The organism is Hansschlegelia quercus, assembly GCF_004310425.1.
GTDB classification, from domain to species: domain Bacteria; phylum Pseudomonadota; class Alphaproteobacteria; order Rhizobiales; family Methylopilaceae; genus Methylopila; species Methylopila quercus.
The window spans coordinates 119,696-135,513 of the sequence record NZ_SIUB01000001.1 but is presented as its reverse complement, the minus strand read 5'-3'; the positions used below and the strand labels follow the sequence as shown (position 1 = coordinate 135,513).

The 15,818-nt window shown below is 67.2% G+C and carries 15 protein-coding genes; 10 read left to right on the top strand and 5 right to left on the bottom strand.

The features are described from left to right. Nucleotides 1-4: 4 nt before the first annotated feature. The 8 genes from EYR15_RS00610 to EYR15_RS00570 all read left to right on the top strand — a co-directional run bounded on the left by EYR15_RS00610 (nt 5) and on the right by EYR15_RS00570 (nt 9,106). The gene (locus tag EYR15_RS00610) at nt 5-763 is read left to right on the top strand and encodes a 2-keto-4-pentenoate hydratase (protein WP_245498077.1); all 759 of its coding nucleotides are present in this window, start codon (nt 5-7) and stop codon (nt 761-763) included. Nucleotides 764-1,727: 964 nt separating this feature from the next. Then, nucleotides 1,728-2,012 (top strand): hypothetical protein, encoded by a 285-nt coding sequence (locus EYR15_RS00600; RefSeq protein ID WP_131000957.1) that lies wholly within the window; start codon nt 1,728-1,730, stop codon nt 2,010-2,012. Continuing rightward, the gene (locus EYR15_RS00595) at nt 2,009-2,983 is read left to right on the top strand and encodes an OmpA family protein (protein WP_245498076.1); all 975 of its coding nucleotides are present in this window, start codon (nt 2,009-2,011) and stop codon (nt 2,981-2,983) included. Before EYR15_RS00600 ends, EYR15_RS00595 begins: the two co-directional genes overlap by 4 nt. A 170-nt stretch (nt 2,984-3,153) precedes the next feature. After that, nucleotides 3,154-4,554 (top strand): APC family permease, encoded by a 1,401-nt coding sequence (locus EYR15_RS00590; RefSeq protein WP_131000956.1) that lies wholly within the window; start codon nt 3,154-3,156, stop codon nt 4,552-4,554. 29 nt (nt 4,555-4,583) lie between these two features. Further along, nucleotides 4,584-5,507 (top strand): diacylglycerol/lipid kinase family protein, encoded by a 924-nt coding sequence (locus tag EYR15_RS00585; protein WP_131001559.1) that lies wholly within the window; start codon nt 4,584-4,586, stop codon nt 5,505-5,507. After that, nucleotides 5,504-6,379, top strand: coding sequence for a metallophosphoesterase family protein (locus EYR15_RS00580; RefSeq protein ID WP_131000955.1), 876 nt, complete (start codon nt 5,504-5,506; stop codon nt 6,377-6,379). The genes EYR15_RS00585 and EYR15_RS00580 overlap by 4 nt, the downstream gene beginning before the upstream one ends. 75 nt (nt 6,380-6,454) lie before the next feature. Then, nucleotides 6,455-7,438: an aliphatic sulfonate ABC transporter substrate-binding protein gene (locus EYR15_RS00575; protein ID WP_131000954.1), complete on the top strand. Its 984-nt coding sequence runs from the start codon at nt 6,455-6,457 to the stop codon at nt 7,436-7,438. A gap of 63 nt (nt 7,439-7,501) precedes the next feature. After that, the gene (locus EYR15_RS00570; RefSeq protein WP_131001558.1) at nt 7,502-9,106 is read left to right on the top strand and encodes a peptide chain release factor 3; all 1,605 of its coding nucleotides are present in this window, start codon (nt 7,502-7,504) and stop codon (nt 9,104-9,106) included. Nucleotide 9,107: 1 nt separating this feature from the next. Here the strand turns inward: EYR15_RS00570 and EYR15_RS00565 are convergent, their stop codons facing one another. The 5 genes from EYR15_RS00565 to EYR15_RS00545 form a co-directional block, all read right to left on the bottom strand. Then, nucleotides 9,108-10,001 (bottom strand): LysR family transcriptional regulator, encoded by an 894-nt coding sequence (locus EYR15_RS00565; protein ID WP_131000953.1) that lies wholly within the window; start codon nt 9,999-10,001, stop codon nt 9,108-9,110. 79 nt (nt 10,002-10,080) lie between these two features. Beyond that, a complete protein-coding gene (locus tag EYR15_RS00560; RefSeq protein ID WP_131000952.1) occupies nt 10,081-11,508 on the bottom strand; it encodes a phospholipase D-like domain-containing protein in 1,428 nt (475 codons plus the stop codon). 55 nt (nt 11,509-11,563) lie between these two features. Next, complete coding sequence (locus tag EYR15_RS00555) at nt 11,564-12,526, bottom strand: NUDIX hydrolase (protein ID WP_131000951.1); 963 nt, start codon at nt 12,524-12,526, stop codon at nt 11,564-11,566. Then, nucleotides 12,523-13,029 (bottom strand): tyrosine phosphatase family protein, encoded by a 507-nt coding sequence (locus EYR15_RS00550; protein WP_131000950.1) that lies wholly within the window; start codon nt 13,027-13,029, stop codon nt 12,523-12,525. The genes EYR15_RS00555 and EYR15_RS00550 overlap by 4 nt, the downstream gene beginning before the upstream one ends. Nucleotides 13,030-13,078: 49 nt before the next feature. Next, the gene (locus EYR15_RS00545) at nt 13,079-13,693 is read right to left on the bottom strand and encodes an HD domain-containing protein (protein ID WP_131000949.1); all 615 of its coding nucleotides are present in this window, start codon (nt 13,691-13,693) and stop codon (nt 13,079-13,081) included. 86 nt (nt 13,694-13,779) lie between these two features. On the opposite strand from EYR15_RS00545, the gene EYR15_RS00540 reads away from it, so the two are divergent. Together EYR15_RS00540 and EYR15_RS00535 are read left to right on the top strand one after the other, a co-directional pair. Continuing rightward, nucleotides 13,780-14,433, top strand: a complete 654-nt coding sequence (locus tag EYR15_RS00540) for a pyridoxamine 5'-phosphate oxidase family protein (protein ID WP_131000948.1) — start codon at nt 13,780-13,782, stop codon at nt 14,431-14,433. A gap of 44 nt (nt 14,434-14,477) precedes the next feature. Further along, nucleotides 14,478-15,812, top strand: coding sequence for a dicarboxylate/amino acid:cation symporter (locus EYR15_RS00535; RefSeq protein ID WP_131000947.1), 1,335 nt, complete (start codon nt 14,478-14,480; stop codon nt 15,810-15,812). Nucleotides 15,813-15,818: the final 6 nt, after the last annotated feature.

Below are 15,818 nucleotides of genomic sequence, written 5' to 3'. Positions count from 1 at the left end.
GATGATGTCCGAAGACAAAATAGCCGCCGCCGCCCGCCTCCTGTCGGAGGCCCGGACACCAGGTCAGGCGCTCGAGACGTTTCCGACCGACCTCGCGCCTGACGATGAGGCGGAGGCGCTCGCGATGCATGAGCGGGTTGTGACCGCGCGCGGCCCCGTGGTCGCGTGGAAGGTCGGCGCGCCGACGCCGGCTGCCGAGCCCGGATATGGCATGATCGCGGACGCGACCTTCAGCGTCGGTCCGACGCGGATCCCGGCTGGCGCCCTGCGCCTATGGGCGGTCGAGGCGGAGATAGCGGTGACCCTTGGGCAGGATCTGCCCGATCGCGCGGAGCCGTACGCGCAGGACGAGGTTCTGGCGGCGGTGAAGGATTGGCGCGCGGCGATCGAGGTGCTGGACACCGCCTTCGTCAACTGGGCCTCGACGCCCGGCCTCTGGCGTCTCGCCGACGGCATGAGCCACGGCGCGCTGATCGTCGGCCCGCCCTGCGGTTTGCCATCGGGCGCCTTGGCGACGCTCCCCGTGACGCTCGAGATCGGCGGCGAGACGATCTTCGCGCATGAGGGCGGCAACACCGGCGGCGACCCAGCGAGGCTCCTCACCGCTCTCGCCAATCTCAGGCGCGGAACGGCGCGGCCGTTGAGGGCGGGCGACGTTGTGACCACGGGCTCGGCCACGCCGTTCCACCGCGCAAGCGGGGGCCAGGCGGTCCGCGCCTATTTCGATGGACTGGAAGCTGCGGAACTGACGATTGAACCCTGATCTGACGATGAACAGTCGTTCATTCGAAGTCTGTCGATTGGTTCATGTCTAGATGCAGCGCAGAGAAGCTCTACTGTTTTATACGGTAGTCGATCGTCAAACATCGGCCGCTTTCTTCAGAGCTAATTCTGTCGTCGCTTATTGACCGCGCAGTCGCCGCGCCTAGATGCCAGGCGATAAGACGCCGCTCGCAGAATAGAGCGGCTTTGAGGGAGACCGAGGGTTCACGTCATGAACAGATTGAGGCTCATTCTTCTGGCCGGGACTGTGCTGCCCGCGATCGCGCTTTCAGCGCCGGCTTACGCGCAGCAGTCCCTGATCGGCGACATCGTCGTCGCCCAGCGCGCCGATCCGGCTGACGACAATGGCGGCGGTGGCGGCGGCAAGCGGGAGCGCGCTGAACGTCCGGAGCGCTCCGAGCGTCCGGAGCGCGCGGACCGCCCTGAGCGGGCGGAACGTCCCGACAAAGCGGAAAGGGCGGCCAGCCCCGAGCGTTCCTCGACGCCGGAGCGAGCAGAGCGCCCGGAGCGGGCGGAGCGTCCCGAGCGCAGCGAGAAGCCGGATCGTTCTTCCCGCGACGCCGGCGGCGCCGAGTCGCCCTCCCGTCGCGACACGCTACAGGATACGCCGCGCAGCGAAACGAAGCCCGCCAAAGCCGAGCGGCAGGACGCGCAGCCAGATCGCGCGAAAGACCGCAAGTCGACCACCGACGAACCCGCGGCGCGGTCGAAGCGTGACGCTGTCGACGCGCCCGCGGCGGCCACGACATCCGACGACAAGCCAAGCCGTCAGGATCTGCGCGATCGCATGAAGGACCGCGATGGCGCGAAGCCCGACTCGACGAAGTCGGACGCCGCCAAGCCAGACGCGGCGACACGATCCGAGTCGGCGGCTCCAGACACGTCAAGGTCCGATGCCGTCCGGCCGAACGCCGCCACGCCCGACTCCAGCAGGTCGGGCGACGATGCAGGGCGACGCAGCGGCGCCGGCGGCGCTGCGAACACGCGAGACGGCGGAGACCGCGACGGTCCGCGCGACAATGCCGATCGCAAGGATCGCCTGCAGGACCTGCGCGACGATCGCCGAGATGGCCGTGATGGCGACCGCGACCGCAGGGATCGCGCCGATGATCGCCAAGAGCGCGGCGATCGGGCTGACGACCGCAGGAACGACCGGCTTCGTGACGACCGTAACGGCGATCGCCGCGACGATCGAGCGTCGGATCGGCCGGATCGCGATCGTGACATGAGCCGCGACGAGCGGCGCGATCGGTTCGAGCAGCGCATGCGCGAAGATCGGCGCGACGATCAGGCGGATCGCCGCCGGCGCGACGACGACCGCATCGACCGCGTACGCGGCGAGCGCCGGGAGCGACGTGACGGCGACGTCACGATCATCACCGAGGGCGATCGCACGATCTACCGCGACGGCGGCCGCACCTATATCCGGCGCGACGAAAACCTGCGCTTCCGCGAAGGAGCGCGCGACGTTCGCGAGGAGCGCGACGGAGACACGGTCCGCACGGTCGTGACGCGTCCGGACGGCTCAAAGGTGGTCACCGTCACCGACCGCGACGGACAGCTGATCAGCCGCACCCGCACCACCGTCACCGGCGAGGATTACGTGCTGATCGACAACCGTCCGCGGGGCGGTGGTCGCCGCGGCGGCTTCGTCGATCTCGGCCTCGCGCCGCCGCGGGTCTCCATCCCGCGCGAACGGTATATCGTCGACGCCGACGACGCCTCCTACGAGCAGATCGACGAGGCGTTCTCCGCCCCGCCGGTCGAGCGGCTCGATCGGAGCTACTCGCTCGACGAGATCCGTCAGAACGCCCCGTTGCGCGAACGCGTGCGCAGTGTGGACCTCGACACGGTCACCTTCGACACCGGCTCGTGGGACGTGCGTGACGACCAGATCAAGAAGCTGGAGAATGTCGGGCTCGCCATGGAGAGCGCGATCAAGAAGAACCCGCGCACCGTCTTCATGGTCGAAGGCCATACCGACGCGGTCGGCAATGACGACGATAACCTGTCGCTGTCGGACCGCCGCGCGCAGGCGGTGGCCGAGATCTTGACGAAGTACTTCACCATCCCGGCGGAGAACCTAACGACGCAGGGCTATGGCGAGCAGTACCTCAAGGTGAAGACTGATGGTCCGGAGGAGCGCAACCGCCGCGTCACCGTCCGCAACATCACCCAGTTGTTGACCAGCGAAAAGTAGCGCTCGACGCAGGCGACGGTTAGGGCGCGGAGCGATGAGCTCCGCGCCCTTTCTTTTGCTCTCAGCCGAAACGCCTAATGGCGAAGCAGGGCCAAACCGTTGGCGCCGGCTGCGTCCGCACTAGCTCCAGATGATCAGGCCCGCCGGGCTTGCGACAGGGAGCTCAGGCGATGGCGGCGATCGATGCAGGCTCGACGGGCGGCGCGGCGGCCGAACCGGCGCTCGAACGCTCCGTCACCCTCTGGCAGATCACGATGTACGGCCTCGGCAGCATGCTCGGCGCCGGCATTTACGGTCTGATCGGGCAGGCAGCGGGGCAGCTCGGCAGCGCGGTTTGGATGGCCTTCGTGGTCTCGATGATCGCCGCTCTGCTCACCGGGCTGTCCTACGCCAACATCGTCTCGCGCTATCCCAGAGCCGGCGGCGCGGCCTATGTCACCCAGCGCGCCTATCAAATGTCGCTGCTGTCCTATGTGGTGGGCCTTACGGTCGTCTGCTCGGGCCTGACTTCGATCGCGACGCAGTCGAACGTCGTCGCCGCGAGCGTGGCGAAGCTCTTCAACATAACGGCGGTCCCCGTCTGGATCCTCGCCATTGGCTTCCTGATGATCGTCGCCGCCATCTTGCTGCGCGGCATCAAGGAATGCATGTGGGTCAACGCGCTCTGCACGGTCATCGAGGCCTCCGGACTGCTGATCGTGATCTTGTCCGGCTTGAGCTACTGGGGCTCGGCCAGCCTGCTCGAGTTTCCGGCGGAGGCGAGCCACAACGGCGAGATCGGCGCGATCGCCGTGCTCGTCATGCAGGGCGCGGTGCTGACCTTCTTCTCCTTCATTGGCTTCGAAGACATGCTGAACGTGTCCGAGGAAGTGAAAAAGCCGCAGATCAACATGCCGCTCGCGATCATCCTCGCGATGCTCGGCGCGACGGTGATCTACATGGCGGTCGCAGTTACCGCGGTCTCGGTGATCCCGTGGGCGGAGCTGCCGAAGGAACTCGCTCTTGTCGCTGTCGTCGAGCGCGCGTGGCCCTGGTTCCCGACGATCATCCTCAGCGTCATCACCATCTTCGCGGTGTCGAACACGGCGCTGGTGAACTGGATCATGGGCTCGCGCCTGCTTTACGGCATGTCGAAGCAGGGCCTGATGCCGGAGATCCTTGGCAAGGTTCACCCGAAGCGCCGAACCCCCTATGTCGCGATCATCGCTTTGTTCGCAATCGTCGTGGCGCTGTCGCTGGTCGGCGACATCAAGGCGCTAGCCTCCGCCACGGTGCTGCTGCTGCTGACCGTCTTCACGGTGGTGAACGTGGCGCTGGTTATCCTCAAGAACCGTCCCGACGAGAAGGCCGGCCGGTTTGAGGTGCCGGTGATCGTCCCGATGCTCGGCGCCTTCGTGTGCTCGGCGCTGATCGTCACCCGCCTGTTCCAGGCCGGCGACTGGCAGGCGCCTGTGATCGCCTTCGGCCTCATCGCCGCCATCGCGGCGCTTTATTACGTGACCGGCGCAGGCAAGGACGAGGTGCGGCTACGGCGCTTCATCGAGCAGGAAGACGCGGCGGCCGAAGCCTGACCGGTGGGGATCCAGAACGCTTGAGCGCCATGAAGGTCGCGTTGGTGCTGAACGCTTCGGCCGGTTCCCTGATGGGCCGGCCGAACGCAGGCGACGAAATCGCCCGGAAATTATCCGACGCCGGAATGGAGGTCGTCGCGGTGCTGGAGGGGAATTCAAGCGACATCGTCGCCCGGATGCGCCGCGCGCGCGACCTGCCGATCGACGCGCTGATCACTGCCGGCGGGGACGGCACCATCGCGGCCGGCGCAGAGGCGCTGCTTGGCACCGGCATCGCATTAGGGCCGTTGCCGCTTGGCACTATGAATCTGTTGCCGAAGGATTTGAAGATCCCGCTCGACATCGACGCCGCGATCGCCGCGCTCGCCGGCGGCGAGACGGCGAAGATCGACGTCGCGGAGGTCAACGGCCACGTGTTCCTGTGCAACTCCATGCTCGGCACGCCCGCGCGCCTCGCCGAGCGGCGGGAGCGCTCGCGCCTCAAGATGGGGTTTTGGGGCTGGTGGCGTTTGGTCGCCGCCGGGATCAAGGGCCTCTACCGCTACCCGCCGGTTCGTCTCGGCCTCGAGCTCGGCGGCGCCACGATCGTCCTCCGCTCCAAGGCCGTCGTGATCGCCAACAACGCCTATGACGAAGGCTTCGCGCAAGTGCTGACGCGCTCCCGGCTCGACCGCGGGGAACTCGTCGTCTACGCCACCCGTCGCCTCAGCGTCTGGCCGCTGATCAGGCTGTCCGTGCGCATGGCGCTCGGCCGCTGGATGCACGATCCCGACCTCGAAACGCACACGGTCGGCGCGGTGACGGTCACCAGCCGTCGCAGACTGATCCGAATCATGAACGATGGGGAGACCATGCTTCTGAAGCCGCCGCTGGCCTATCGCGTGTTACCGCTGGCCTTGACCGTTCTGCGCCCGCGCAACGCGGCCCGGGCGCCGCTGGAGAGCGCGGCGTGACCCGCATCGCGCACCTCTCGGACCTGCATTTCGACCGCGTCGATCCTGTGATCGTCGCGGCGCTTCGCGAGGAGATCAACGCCGATCCGCCCGATCTCGTCGTAGTCTCGGGCGACCTGACCCAGCGGGCGCACAAGGAGGAGTACCGCTCAGCCGGCGCTTTCCTGCGCAGCCTCGACGCGCCGGTGCTCGCCGTGCCGGGCAACCACGACATCACCTACATCCACCTGCTGCAGCGCTTCGTGGATCCCTACCAGCGCTGGCGCCGCTTCGTGAGCCGCGAGATCGAGCCGGTCTGGCGCGATGACGAGGTGGCGGTGATCGGGCTGAATACCGCGCGAAGCTTTACGCCTGGCTTTGACTGGTCCAAGGGCCGCTTCGGCCACACCCAGCTCCGTCGCCTCCGCCAGCGCGCCGAAGCGCTGCCGAAGGAGCTGACGCGCATCGTCGTCGCCCACCATCCGCTGTTTGCGCCGGAGGCCGAGCCAGACCTCGATATCGTCGGCCGCGCCGACCAGGCGCTCGAATGCTTCCGAGGACTCGGCGTCCGGCTCGTGCTCTCCGGCCACCTGCATCGCGGCTATGTCCACCTCGTCGAGCATGTCGAGGGCGCGCCCCAACTCACCGTGGTGCAGGCTTCGACCGCCACGTCGACGCGGCTGCGCGGTGAGCCGAACGCTTATCACCGGCTCGACGTATCCAAGGACGGCGCGATCGAACTTGAGGTCCGGGCCTGGGACGGCCGACAATGGCGCGTGGTCGAAAAGCGCGAGCAGGGCGCGCGTCGGAATGGGTTCGACAAGGCGCCGTACTCCGCGCCGGAGGTCACCGAGGTCGCCTTGCGTGAAAAAGCGCCCGCGGGGCTCGGCTAGCTTACTTGATTAAATCCATAGACTGATGATCATGATCGTTCCTGCTCATCCGAGCCTTGCCGCGTTGGAACGATCATGCGCCAAAACATTCTTTTCCTCGCTCGAGCGTTTGGGCTCGCGGCGGTCTGCGCGTTGGGGGTCGCGCTCTTCGCGGCCATCACCCCGGCGGAGGCCGAGACGCCGAGCACGGTGCGCATCGGCTACCAAAAGTCCTCGACCCTGATCAGCCTGCTCAAAGCGGACGGCTCGCTCGAAAAGGCGCTGGCTGAGCAGGGGGTGAAGGTCACTTGGCACGAGTTCACCAGCGGACTGCCTCTGCTGGAGGCGCTCAACGTCGGCAATGTCGACTTCAGCGCCGACGTGGCCGACACCGTTCCCGTCTTCGCGCAGGCTGCGGGCGCGAAGCTCGTTTATGTCGCGGACGAAGCGCCTTCGCCTTCGGCGCAGGCGATCCTGGTGCATGGCGATTCCCCGATCACATCGGTCGATCAGCTCAAGGGCAAGAAGATCGCGGTGACGAAGGGCGCCGGCAGCCATTATCTGCTGCTCGCAATTCTTGCGAAGGCGGGGCTTTCCATCAAGGACGTCAAGCCTGCCTATCTCACGCCGGCCGATGGTCGCGCCGCCTTTGTCAGCAAGAATGTCGACGCCGTGGTGATCTGGGACCCGTTCATCGCGAGCATCCAGGCGCAGTCCGACGCTCGCGTTCTCGCCGACGGAACGGGCGTCGCCAGCTACAAGCGCTATTACCTCACGACCAAGGATTTTGCCGACCGCGGCGGCGCGACGCTGGAAACCATCGTCGCCAAGCTCAAGGCCGCAGGCGCAGGGGTGAAATCCGAGCCCAAGGATGCGGCCGCGAAGCTCTCCGGCCTCTGGTCGATGGAGCCGGCCACGGTCGAGAAGGCTAACGCCCGACGCTCCTACAAGGTGGGCGCCGTGACGCGCGAAAGCCTGGCCGAGCAGCAGAAGATCGCGGACGCCTTCTTTGCGGAAGGGCTCTTCCCGAAAAAGGTCGACGCCGCCGACGTCGCGATCTGGACGCCGTCCACGCAATAAGGAAGGTCGCCATTCTCAGGGGCCGCTTGCGTAGCGGCCCCCCTCATGGCAGCACCACGCGCCATGACCGACGCCGCCGCACTCTCTTCCGCCGAAACGCCGCTCGCCCGCGAGGTCGAGCGCCGGCGGACCTTCGCCATCATCTCGCATCCCGACGCCGGCAAGACGACGCTGACGGAAAAGCTGCTGATGTTCGGCGGCGCGATCCAGCTCGCGGGCCAGGTACGCGCCAAGGGCGAGCGTCGGCGGACGCGGTCCGACTGGATGGCGATCGAGCGCGACCGCGGCATCTCGGTCGTGACGTCGGTGATGACGTTCGAATACCGCGACTGCGTCTTCAATCTGCTCGACACCCCGGGCCACGAGGACTTCTCGGAGGACACCTACCGCACGCTGACCGCCGTCGACTCGGCCGTAATGGTGATCGACGCGGCCAAGGGCATCGAGGCGCGAACGCGCAAGCTGTTCGAGGTCTGCCGCCTGCGCGACATCCCGATCGTGACCTTCATCAACAAGATGGACCGCGAGAGCCGCGATCCGTTCGAGATCCTCGATGAGATCGAAGAGAAGCTGGCGCTCGACGTCGCCCCGCTGACCTGGCCGATCGGGCGCGGCCGGGACTTCGCCGGCACCTTCGAACTGAAGAGCGGCCGCATCCGGCTCGTCGACGGCGGCGATGAAGCCGCCGGGACGGGGCTTGAGGCGCTGGGCGGGCTGGTCAATGAGCATCGGCTTGCCGAAGTCACCGAGGAGCTCGAGCTCGCGCAAGGCGCGCTGAAACCCTTCGACCTCGCCTCGTTCCGTGAGGGGCATCTGACACCGGTGCTGTTCGGCTCGGCGCTCCGAAACTTCGGCGTGCGCGACCTGCTCGACGCGCTGGCGGATCTTGCGCCCTCACCACAGGGCCTCGACAGCGACAAGCGCCCGGTCGCGGCGGAGGAGCCGCGGATGACGGCCTTCGTCTTCAAGGTTCAGGCGAACATGGACCCCAACCACCGGGATCGCATCGCGTTCGTCAGGCTTTGCTCGGGCAAGCTCACGCGCGGCATGAAGGCGCTTCAGACGCGCACGTCTAAGATCATCGGCATCCACGCGCCGCAATTCTTCTTCGCGCAGGACCGGGCGCTTGCGGAAGAGGCCTATGCCGGAGACGTGGTCGGCATCCCGAACCACGGCCTGCTCCGTATCGGCGACACGCTGACCGACGGCGAGAATCTCTCCTTCCTCGGCGTGCCGAGCTTCGCGCCTGAAATCCTGCGTCGCGTCCGACTGGAGGACGCGATGAAGGCCAAGAAGCTGAAACAGGCGCTGCAGGAAATGGCGGAGGAGGGCGTCGTGCAGGTGTTCCGCCCGGTCGACGGATCGCCCGCGCTCGTCGGCGTCGTCGGCTCGCTGCAGCTCGACGTGATGTCCGGCCGCCTGAAGGCTGAATACGGGCTGGATGTCGGCTTCGAGCAGAGCCAGTATTCGCTCGCGCGCTGGGTCTCGGCGAAGAACAAGCAGGATCTCGCCGACTTCCTCGCCGCCAACCGCGCCTCGACAGCGGACGATCTGGACGGCGATCCCGTGCTGCTCGCGGGCTCCCAGTTCCAGATGACCCGCGCTCAGGAACGCTGGGAGAAGATCGCCTTCACCGACGTGAAGGACGTGCGGAAGGTCGCGGCCTAAGTCAGGCCAGCTCCTTTTCCTTCACGCCTTCGAAGCACGCCCTGCATTTCACCAATTCGGCCGCGGCGTGGTCCATGAAGGCCCTCACGCGCGCGCTGGTCCTAAGGTCGGGATGCGTCAGGATCCAAAGGCCAGGCGGCTGCTGGCCGGGCGGATCGTAGAGCCGCACCAGCTTAGGGTAGTTCCGGGCGATGTAGCAGGGCAGGGGGCCGACGCCGATGCCGGCGTCGATCGCCTCAGCCATGCCGAGGACCGTGTTCAGCCTCAGAACCAGCTTGTGCTCGCCCACCGTGTCCCGCAGCCAGCGCTGCAGCGGCGCAAGCAGATCGCCGGGGCCGATCCATGGCAGATCGTCGAGCTCTTCGATTGAGTCGACCGGGCGCAGCGGCTCGGCGCCGTAGACCGCCCAGTAGATGCCCGCGAGCCTGCGGCCGACCAGCGTCTCCGGCGGAGAGGAGGTCACACGCAACGCGATGTCGGCGTCGCGCTTCGAGAGGTTCAGCACGGCGTTGCCGACCACGATGTCGAGCGTGATGTCGGGATAAGCCCGGCGGAAGCTCGCGATCACGTCGGTGAGACCGTGGATCAACAGCGTGTCGTTGGTGGTGACGCGCAGTTCGCCGGCCGGCGCGAGGTCCTGTCCCGAGACCCGCCGCTCGAACGAAACGATGTCGTCGGACATGCGATCGGCGATGCCGGCCATCTCCTCGCCGGACGGCGTAAGGCCGTAACCGGCGCGCCCGCGCTCGAAGAGGCGCGCGCCGAGCCGATCCTCGAGCGCGCCCAGGCGGCGGAACACGGTGGAGGCGTTGACCCCGAGAATGTCGGCGGCGCCGGCCAGCGAACGGCGTTCGGCGATCGCCTTTACGAGGCGGAAGTCGTCCCAAGCGAGCATTGAAGATCGGAGCCCAGACGGAAGATCATTGCGCGGACGCAAGCGCCCTGTAGCCTATTTGCGCAGGCGAGTCATTCCTTCAACGGCGGCGGAGATTGGCCCGCGCGCGCCGCCACACGCCGGGCGGCCGCTCCGGATCCACGAAGTCGGACTCGGCGAGCTCGTCCTCAAGCGCGTTTGTCTCGCGCACCGGCAAAGGCTCGAGCCGCCGGCCGTGAGCGCTCAGCATCTCGATTGTCGCGATCAACGAGCCCGTGGCGGCCAGCGTTTCAGCGACCTTGGCCACCGTGGAGCCGAGATGCTCCGCCAGCAGATCGTCCCGCGTGGCCGTGATCGCGGCGCTTACGCCCGCATCGTCCAAGGCCTCCAGCACGAGGTCGCACTCGGTGTCGAAGCCCATCGAGCGGTTGTTGAGGTTCGAGGAGCCGATTCTGAGCAGCGCGTCGTCAACGATCATGATCTTGGCGTGGACGTAGATCGGCGTCCCGCTCGCCGTTGCGGGATAGTAGATCCGGAAGCGCCCATACCGATCGGCTCGCCGGACATGAGCGATGAGTTTCGCCCGCGCCGAGCCCATCGTCGCCTCTTCGAGCCAGCCGTCTTGGGCGTCCGGGTTGACGATCACGATCTCTGGACCGTCCTTCTCCTGCAGCCGCTCGACGATCGCGTCGGCGATCAACCGGCTCGCGAAGTACTGGCTCTCGATGTAGAGCGTCCGCTTCGTGGCAGCGATCGCATCGAGGTAGAGCCGCTCGATCTCATCCACCTGGGAATGGCCGTCATAGGCGGCGATGGTGCGCGAAACGCCGACCGCGACGTCGCGCAGCATGGGCTCGAGCCCGTCCGGCCAATGGTCGCTGCCGGGCGCGGTCGGCTCCAGCGTCTCGCCAGTCGCGCGCAGCCAGCGATCGCGGCAAAGCTCCCCCAGCGCCGCCGCCGCCGGACCGTCGACGCAGGTGGTTGCGTCGTGCCACGGCTGCAGCGGTTTTCCACGGGGAGACCGGCGGGACGGGTCGTCGTCGCGGTGCTCGCGCGTGTCCCAGCGGCCGGTCGTCATGTCGATCCCGCCGCAGAAGGCGAGCGCGTCGTCAATCACCACGATCTTCTGGTGGTGCGCCGCCATGGTCGGATGGGCGGCGTCGAGCCTCGTCTCGATGTTCTTCTTCCACATCCAGCGCAGCAGGTAATACGGCGTCTCGCCGCGCGTGAGCGTCTCAATCATCCCGAGGTTCCACTTCAGCAGGCGGAACACCGCGGCCGGACGGCGGTCCGCGGCCCACAGCAGGAAGGGGCCGAGACGGTTCGGACCCTCGATGGTCCGCCCCTCGGGCTCGAATTCGATGCGGCTGTCGAAGTCCCAGCCGATCAGCATCACGCTCCGCTCGGCGGAGAGGATCGCCCGCTTGGCGGCCTTGTAATACTCGGCCGCGTCGACGATCAGCGCGAAGCGCCCGGCCTGTTCGATGCGCCAGCAGGTATCGCCCGGAACGAGCAGCGGTGAGGTCATTCGGAGGTCCGGGAATGCGGCGGGAGCGGCGTTATAGGCGGGACGGTCGTCCGCGTCAGCCTCGGCCGAAGCGAAGGCCGGGGGCCGGGCGCTCCTCCACGACTTCGCGGCGGAAGCGGTAGAGCTGCGCCGGCCGTCCACCGGTGGCAGTCTCGTTCGCGCCGGTCGGCTCGACCAGGGCCGCGCTCTCGACGAGCCGACGGAAGTTCTGCTTGTGGAGCTTGCGGCCTGCGATCGCCTCGACCGTCTGCTGGAGGGCGGTGAGCGTGAAGCGCGGCGGCATCAGCTCGAAGACGACCGGGCGGTATTTGAGCTTGGCCCGCAACCGGCCCATCGCGGTCGCAAGGATGCGGCGATGATCATCGCGCATCGCCTCGCCGAGTTTCGGCGGAGAGGCGATGGCGAGCGCCGCGGGCCGGCCGTCTCGCAGGGCCTCCTCGACGAGGCCGGCCTCATAGAGGAGCTCGTAGCGCTCCAGCACCTTCTCCTCGTCCCAGGGCGCGCCGTCGAATCCGAAGCAAGCGCGGGCGCGGGCGAGGCGAGGCAGCACCCGGCCGGTCGCAGCCTCTGGCGCTTCCGCCGCCCATCGGGCGATCGCCGGCAGAATCGCCTGATCGAGCACCTCCGGCCGCCTTCGCCGCCAGTCCTCCCAGGGGAAGAAGCCGTACCATGGTCGGAACGCGGCGCCGGCGGCCGACAGCACGGCCGCGTCGCGCGGCCGCCGCGTCAGCGCGAGATAGCCGATCGAGACGATGTGCAGGCCGGTATCCTCCGGCGTCGCCGCTCGGCCACGATCGCCGAAGGTGTAGAGCTGTTCGACATAGCCGACGTCGAGGCCGGTCTGGTCGGCGATCGAAGCGCGTAGCGCGATCTCGAGCGTGCGGTCGCGTCGCGGCTCGAACGCGCCGGCCGGCAATGTCGGCGGCCCGTCGCCAAAACGTGCAACGAGGATTTCGGGCGCGCTGCCCTGGACAGCGACGACCGCCGCCGAAAGGCCGATGCCGACGGCTTCCTTCACCGCTGCTCCCTAAGCACGAAGGGACGGCCTTCAAAGGCGTCGGCGCCGCGGCCGATCGCGTCGATCGCCGCGACCATCCGGCCATTGCGGCCGAGCGCCTTATCTACGAGGGCGACGATCAGCCGGTTGGGCGTCGCCGTCGGGCTCGCTTCGCGCAAAGCGCGCGCGATCTCCGCCTCGTCGCGCCCCGGCCGGCGGGCGCAGGCGATCGCAAAGGCCATCGCGGTCGACCGGCTGATGCCGGCATAGCAATGCACCACGATCGGCCCGTCATCCTCGGCCGCGAAGGTGAGCGCTTCCGCGATGTGGCTCTCGCGCGGATGGACATGGCCGACCAGCGGCTCGACGAGGTCATGGAAGCGCAGGACCAGATGATTGGCCGGCTCGATCCCGGCCGGCGTCGCGGCGTCGGTCCCGTCGCTGAGCAGCGACAGCACGCGGGCGGCCCCCGTTGCGGCGACGGTCTCCTCCAGGCGCGACAGCGGGCACACGCCGATCGTCACAAACGTCTCCGTTCCGAAGCCTCGGATCGGATACGGTCGATCGGCGGCGTCACTGCGACAACTCGGCGAAACGATCGAGAAAGCGCTTGGCCGCGAGCTCGGCTGGCCAGGGCGTGAGATCAAGCGTCGCCGGCGCGCCCTCGGGTCTGCCGAACAGACCTTTAGCCTCCTCGACCGAGAAACCCGCAAGCCGCGTCGCCTCGAGGAAGGCGGCGCAGCGATCGGCGCGCTTGAGCAGCTTCGTCGCCGCAGCGTCGCGCTCGGCCGGCAGGCCGAAGCGCAGGTGGATCGCCCGCATCAGGCGGTCCTCGACCGCGCGGTATTCGCCGCCGAGCACCACCTTGAACGGGCTGATCATGTCGCCGATGACGTATTCCGGAGAGTCGTGCAGCAGGACCGTCAGGCGAAGCGCGGCAGGCGCTGCGGGCGCGAGCCGGCTGGCGATGTCCTCGACCAGCAGCGAATGCTGGGCGACCGAGAAGATGTTGGCCCCGTGGGTCTGCCCGTTCCATCGCGCGACGCGCGCAAGCCCGTGCGCGACGTCGCCGATCTCCACGTCGAGCGGGGAGGGATCCAGCAGGTCGAGCCTGCGGCCGGACAGCATGCGTTGCCACGCGCGGGGAGCGGTTTCGCGGCGTTTGAGAGGAATGCGGACGTCCGACATTTTACCTTTGACAGAAGAGGACCACCGGGACGAAGGATGCCCCCAAAGTCGCACGATCCAAGAAGGCGGCCGAGGGAGGATGGACCATGACCGTGCTTTACGGAACGGAGCATCGCGCGTTGCAGGACGAACGCGACACCAGGCGGCTCGCGGACCTCTGGCAGGAGATGCTGATCCACGGCGAACTCGCGGCGGACGAGCAGGCCTTCATCGCCGCCCGCGACATGTTCTTTCTCTCCACCGTCGACGCCAGAGGCAACCCCACCGTCTCCTACAAAGGCGGACAGCCGGGCTTCGTGCGCGTGATCGACGCCACGACGATCCTCTTTCCCGACTACGACGGCAACGGCATGTGCCTTTCGCTCGGCAACATCGCGCAGAACCGCGCCATCGGTCTGCTGTTCATCGACTTCGAGACGCCGCACCGTTTGCGCGTTCAGGGCGAAGCCGAGATTTCACGCGATCCAGATCTGATCGCCGCCTTCCCCGGCGCGACGCTCGCCGTGAAAATCCGCATCACGGACGCCTTCGTCAATTGCGCGCGCTATATCCATCGCTATGAGAAAGTTGAACAATCGCGTCACGCGCCGGCCGCGAACGGAAAGCAGCCGATCGCGGAATGGAAGCGCATCGACCTGATCCAGCCGCATCTCTCCGCGACAGACCGGCCTGAGGCGGAAGCGGCGGGCGCGCTGTCGATGGACGAATATCTCCAGAAGGTCGCCGCTCGGCAAAGCTGAGCCAGCGCCAACCAATCAAGAAAACGACGGGTAGAGGGCTTCTCATGGCGACGGACACGGTCGAGGCGGGCGGCGTTCAGCCGTCGCGCCCGTGGTACACCATTCTTTACGTGCAGGTTCTGATCGCGGTCGCCCTCGGCATCGCCGTCGGGCACTTCTATCCCGACCTCGGAAAGCAGCTGAAGCCGCTCGGCGACGCCTTCATCAAGCTCGTCAAAATGGTGATCGCCCCGATCATCTTCCTCACCGTCGTTCACGGCATCGCCGGCATGAACGACATGAAGAAGGTCGGCCGCGTCGGTCTCAAGGCGCTGATCTACTTCGAGGTCCTCACCACCGTCGCGCTGGTCATCGGCCTCGTCGTCGTCAATGTCCTGAAGCCCGGCGCCGGCATGAACGTCGACCCGGCCAAGCTCGACGCCTCTTCGGTCGCCAAATACCAGGACGCCGCCAAGGGGCAGACGGTTACGGACTTCTTCCTGCACATCATCCCCGACCAGGTCGTCGGCGCCTTCGCGCAGGGCGATATCATCCAGATCCTGTTCTTCGCCGTGCTGTTCGCCTTCGCGCTTCACATGCTGGGCGAACGCGGCAAGCCGGTGATGACGCTGGTCGACGCCACGATGGAGATCTTCTTCCGCATCGTCGCGATTGTGATGCGCGCGGCGCCGATCGGCGCCTTCGGCGCGATGGCCTTCACCATCGGCTCGCAAGGCGTCATCGCGCTCGCCTCGCTCGGCTACCTCATGCTGGGCTTCTACATCACCTGTCTGCTGTTCGTGTTCGTCGTCCTCGGGATCGTGGCGGCGCTCGCGGGCTTCAACATCTTCAAGTTCGTAAACTACATCCGCGAGGAGCTGCTGATCGTGCTCGGCACCTCCTCGTCGGAATCGGTGCTGCCGCGCATGCTCGACAAGATGAAGAAGGCGGGCGCCGAGGAATCGGTCGTCGGCCTCGTCATCCCGGCGGGCTATTCGTTCAACCTCGACGGAACCTGCATCTACCTGACGATGGCGGCGATCTTCCTCGCGCAGGCCACCAACACCGAGCAGACGCTCTGGCAGCAGATCGTCATTCTGCTCATCCTGTTGCTGACCTCGAAGGGCGCCGCCGGCGTCACGGGCTCAGGGTTCATCGTGCTCGCGGCGACGCTGCAATCGGTCGAGCACATCCCGACCGTCGCGATCGCGCTGATCCTCGGCATCGACCGCTTCATGTCCGAGGCGCGCGCGCTGACCAACCTCGTCGGCAACGGCGTCGCGACGCTCGTCGTCGCGAAATGGGAGAACGCGCTCGACGAGGAGCGGCTACACGCCGAGCTCAACGGAAAGGCTGCGCCGACGCTCTCTTCGGCCCCGGTTCAGGCCGCGCGTCCGTAAGGGAGC

What these genes read in the sequence shown, in the direction of transcription:
- EYR15_RS00610 (WP_245498077.1), top strand. Translation starts at nt 5, where the DNA reads ATGTCCGAAGACAAAATAGCCGCCGCCGCCCGCCTCCTGTCGGAGGCC.
- EYR15_RS00600 (WP_131000957.1), top strand. Translation starts at nt 1,728, where the DNA reads ATGCAGGGCGACGCAGCGGCGCCGGCGGCGCTGCGAACACGCGAGACG.
- EYR15_RS00595 (WP_245498076.1), top strand. Translation starts at nt 2,009, where the DNA reads ATGAGCCGCGACGAGCGGCGCGATCGGTTCGAGCAGCGCATGCGCGAA.
- EYR15_RS00590 (WP_131000956.1), top strand. Translation starts at nt 3,154, where the DNA reads ATGGCGGCGATCGATGCAGGCTCGACGGGCGGCGCGGCGGCCGAACCG.
- EYR15_RS00585 (WP_131001559.1), top strand. Translation starts at nt 4,584, where the DNA reads ATGAAGGTCGCGTTGGTGCTGAACGCTTCGGCCGGTTCCCTGATGGGC.
- EYR15_RS00575 (WP_131000954.1), top strand. Translation starts at nt 6,455, where the DNA reads ATGCGCCAAAACATTCTTTTCCTCGCTCGAGCGTTTGGGCTCGCGGCG.
- EYR15_RS00570 (WP_131001558.1), top strand. Translation starts at nt 7,502, where the DNA reads ATGACCGACGCCGCCGCACTCTCTTCCGCCGAAACGCCGCTCGCCCGC.
- EYR15_RS00565 (WP_131000953.1), bottom strand. Translation starts at nt 10,001, where the DNA reads ATGCTCGCTTGGGACGACTTCCGCCTCGTAAAGGCGATCGCCGAACGC.
- EYR15_RS00560 (WP_131000952.1), bottom strand. Translation starts at nt 11,508, where the DNA reads ATGACCTCACCGCTGCTCGTTCCGGGCGATACCTGCTGGCGCATCGAA.
- EYR15_RS00545 (WP_131000949.1), bottom strand. Translation starts at nt 13,693, where the DNA reads ATGTCGGACGTCCGCATTCCTCTCAAACGCCGCGAAACCGCTCCCCGC.
- EYR15_RS00540 (WP_131000948.1), top strand. Translation starts at nt 13,780, where the DNA reads ATGACCGTGCTTTACGGAACGGAGCATCGCGCGTTGCAGGACGAACGC.
- EYR15_RS00535 (WP_131000947.1), top strand. Translation starts at nt 14,478, where the DNA reads ATGGCGACGGACACGGTCGAGGCGGGCGGCGTTCAGCCGTCGCGCCCG.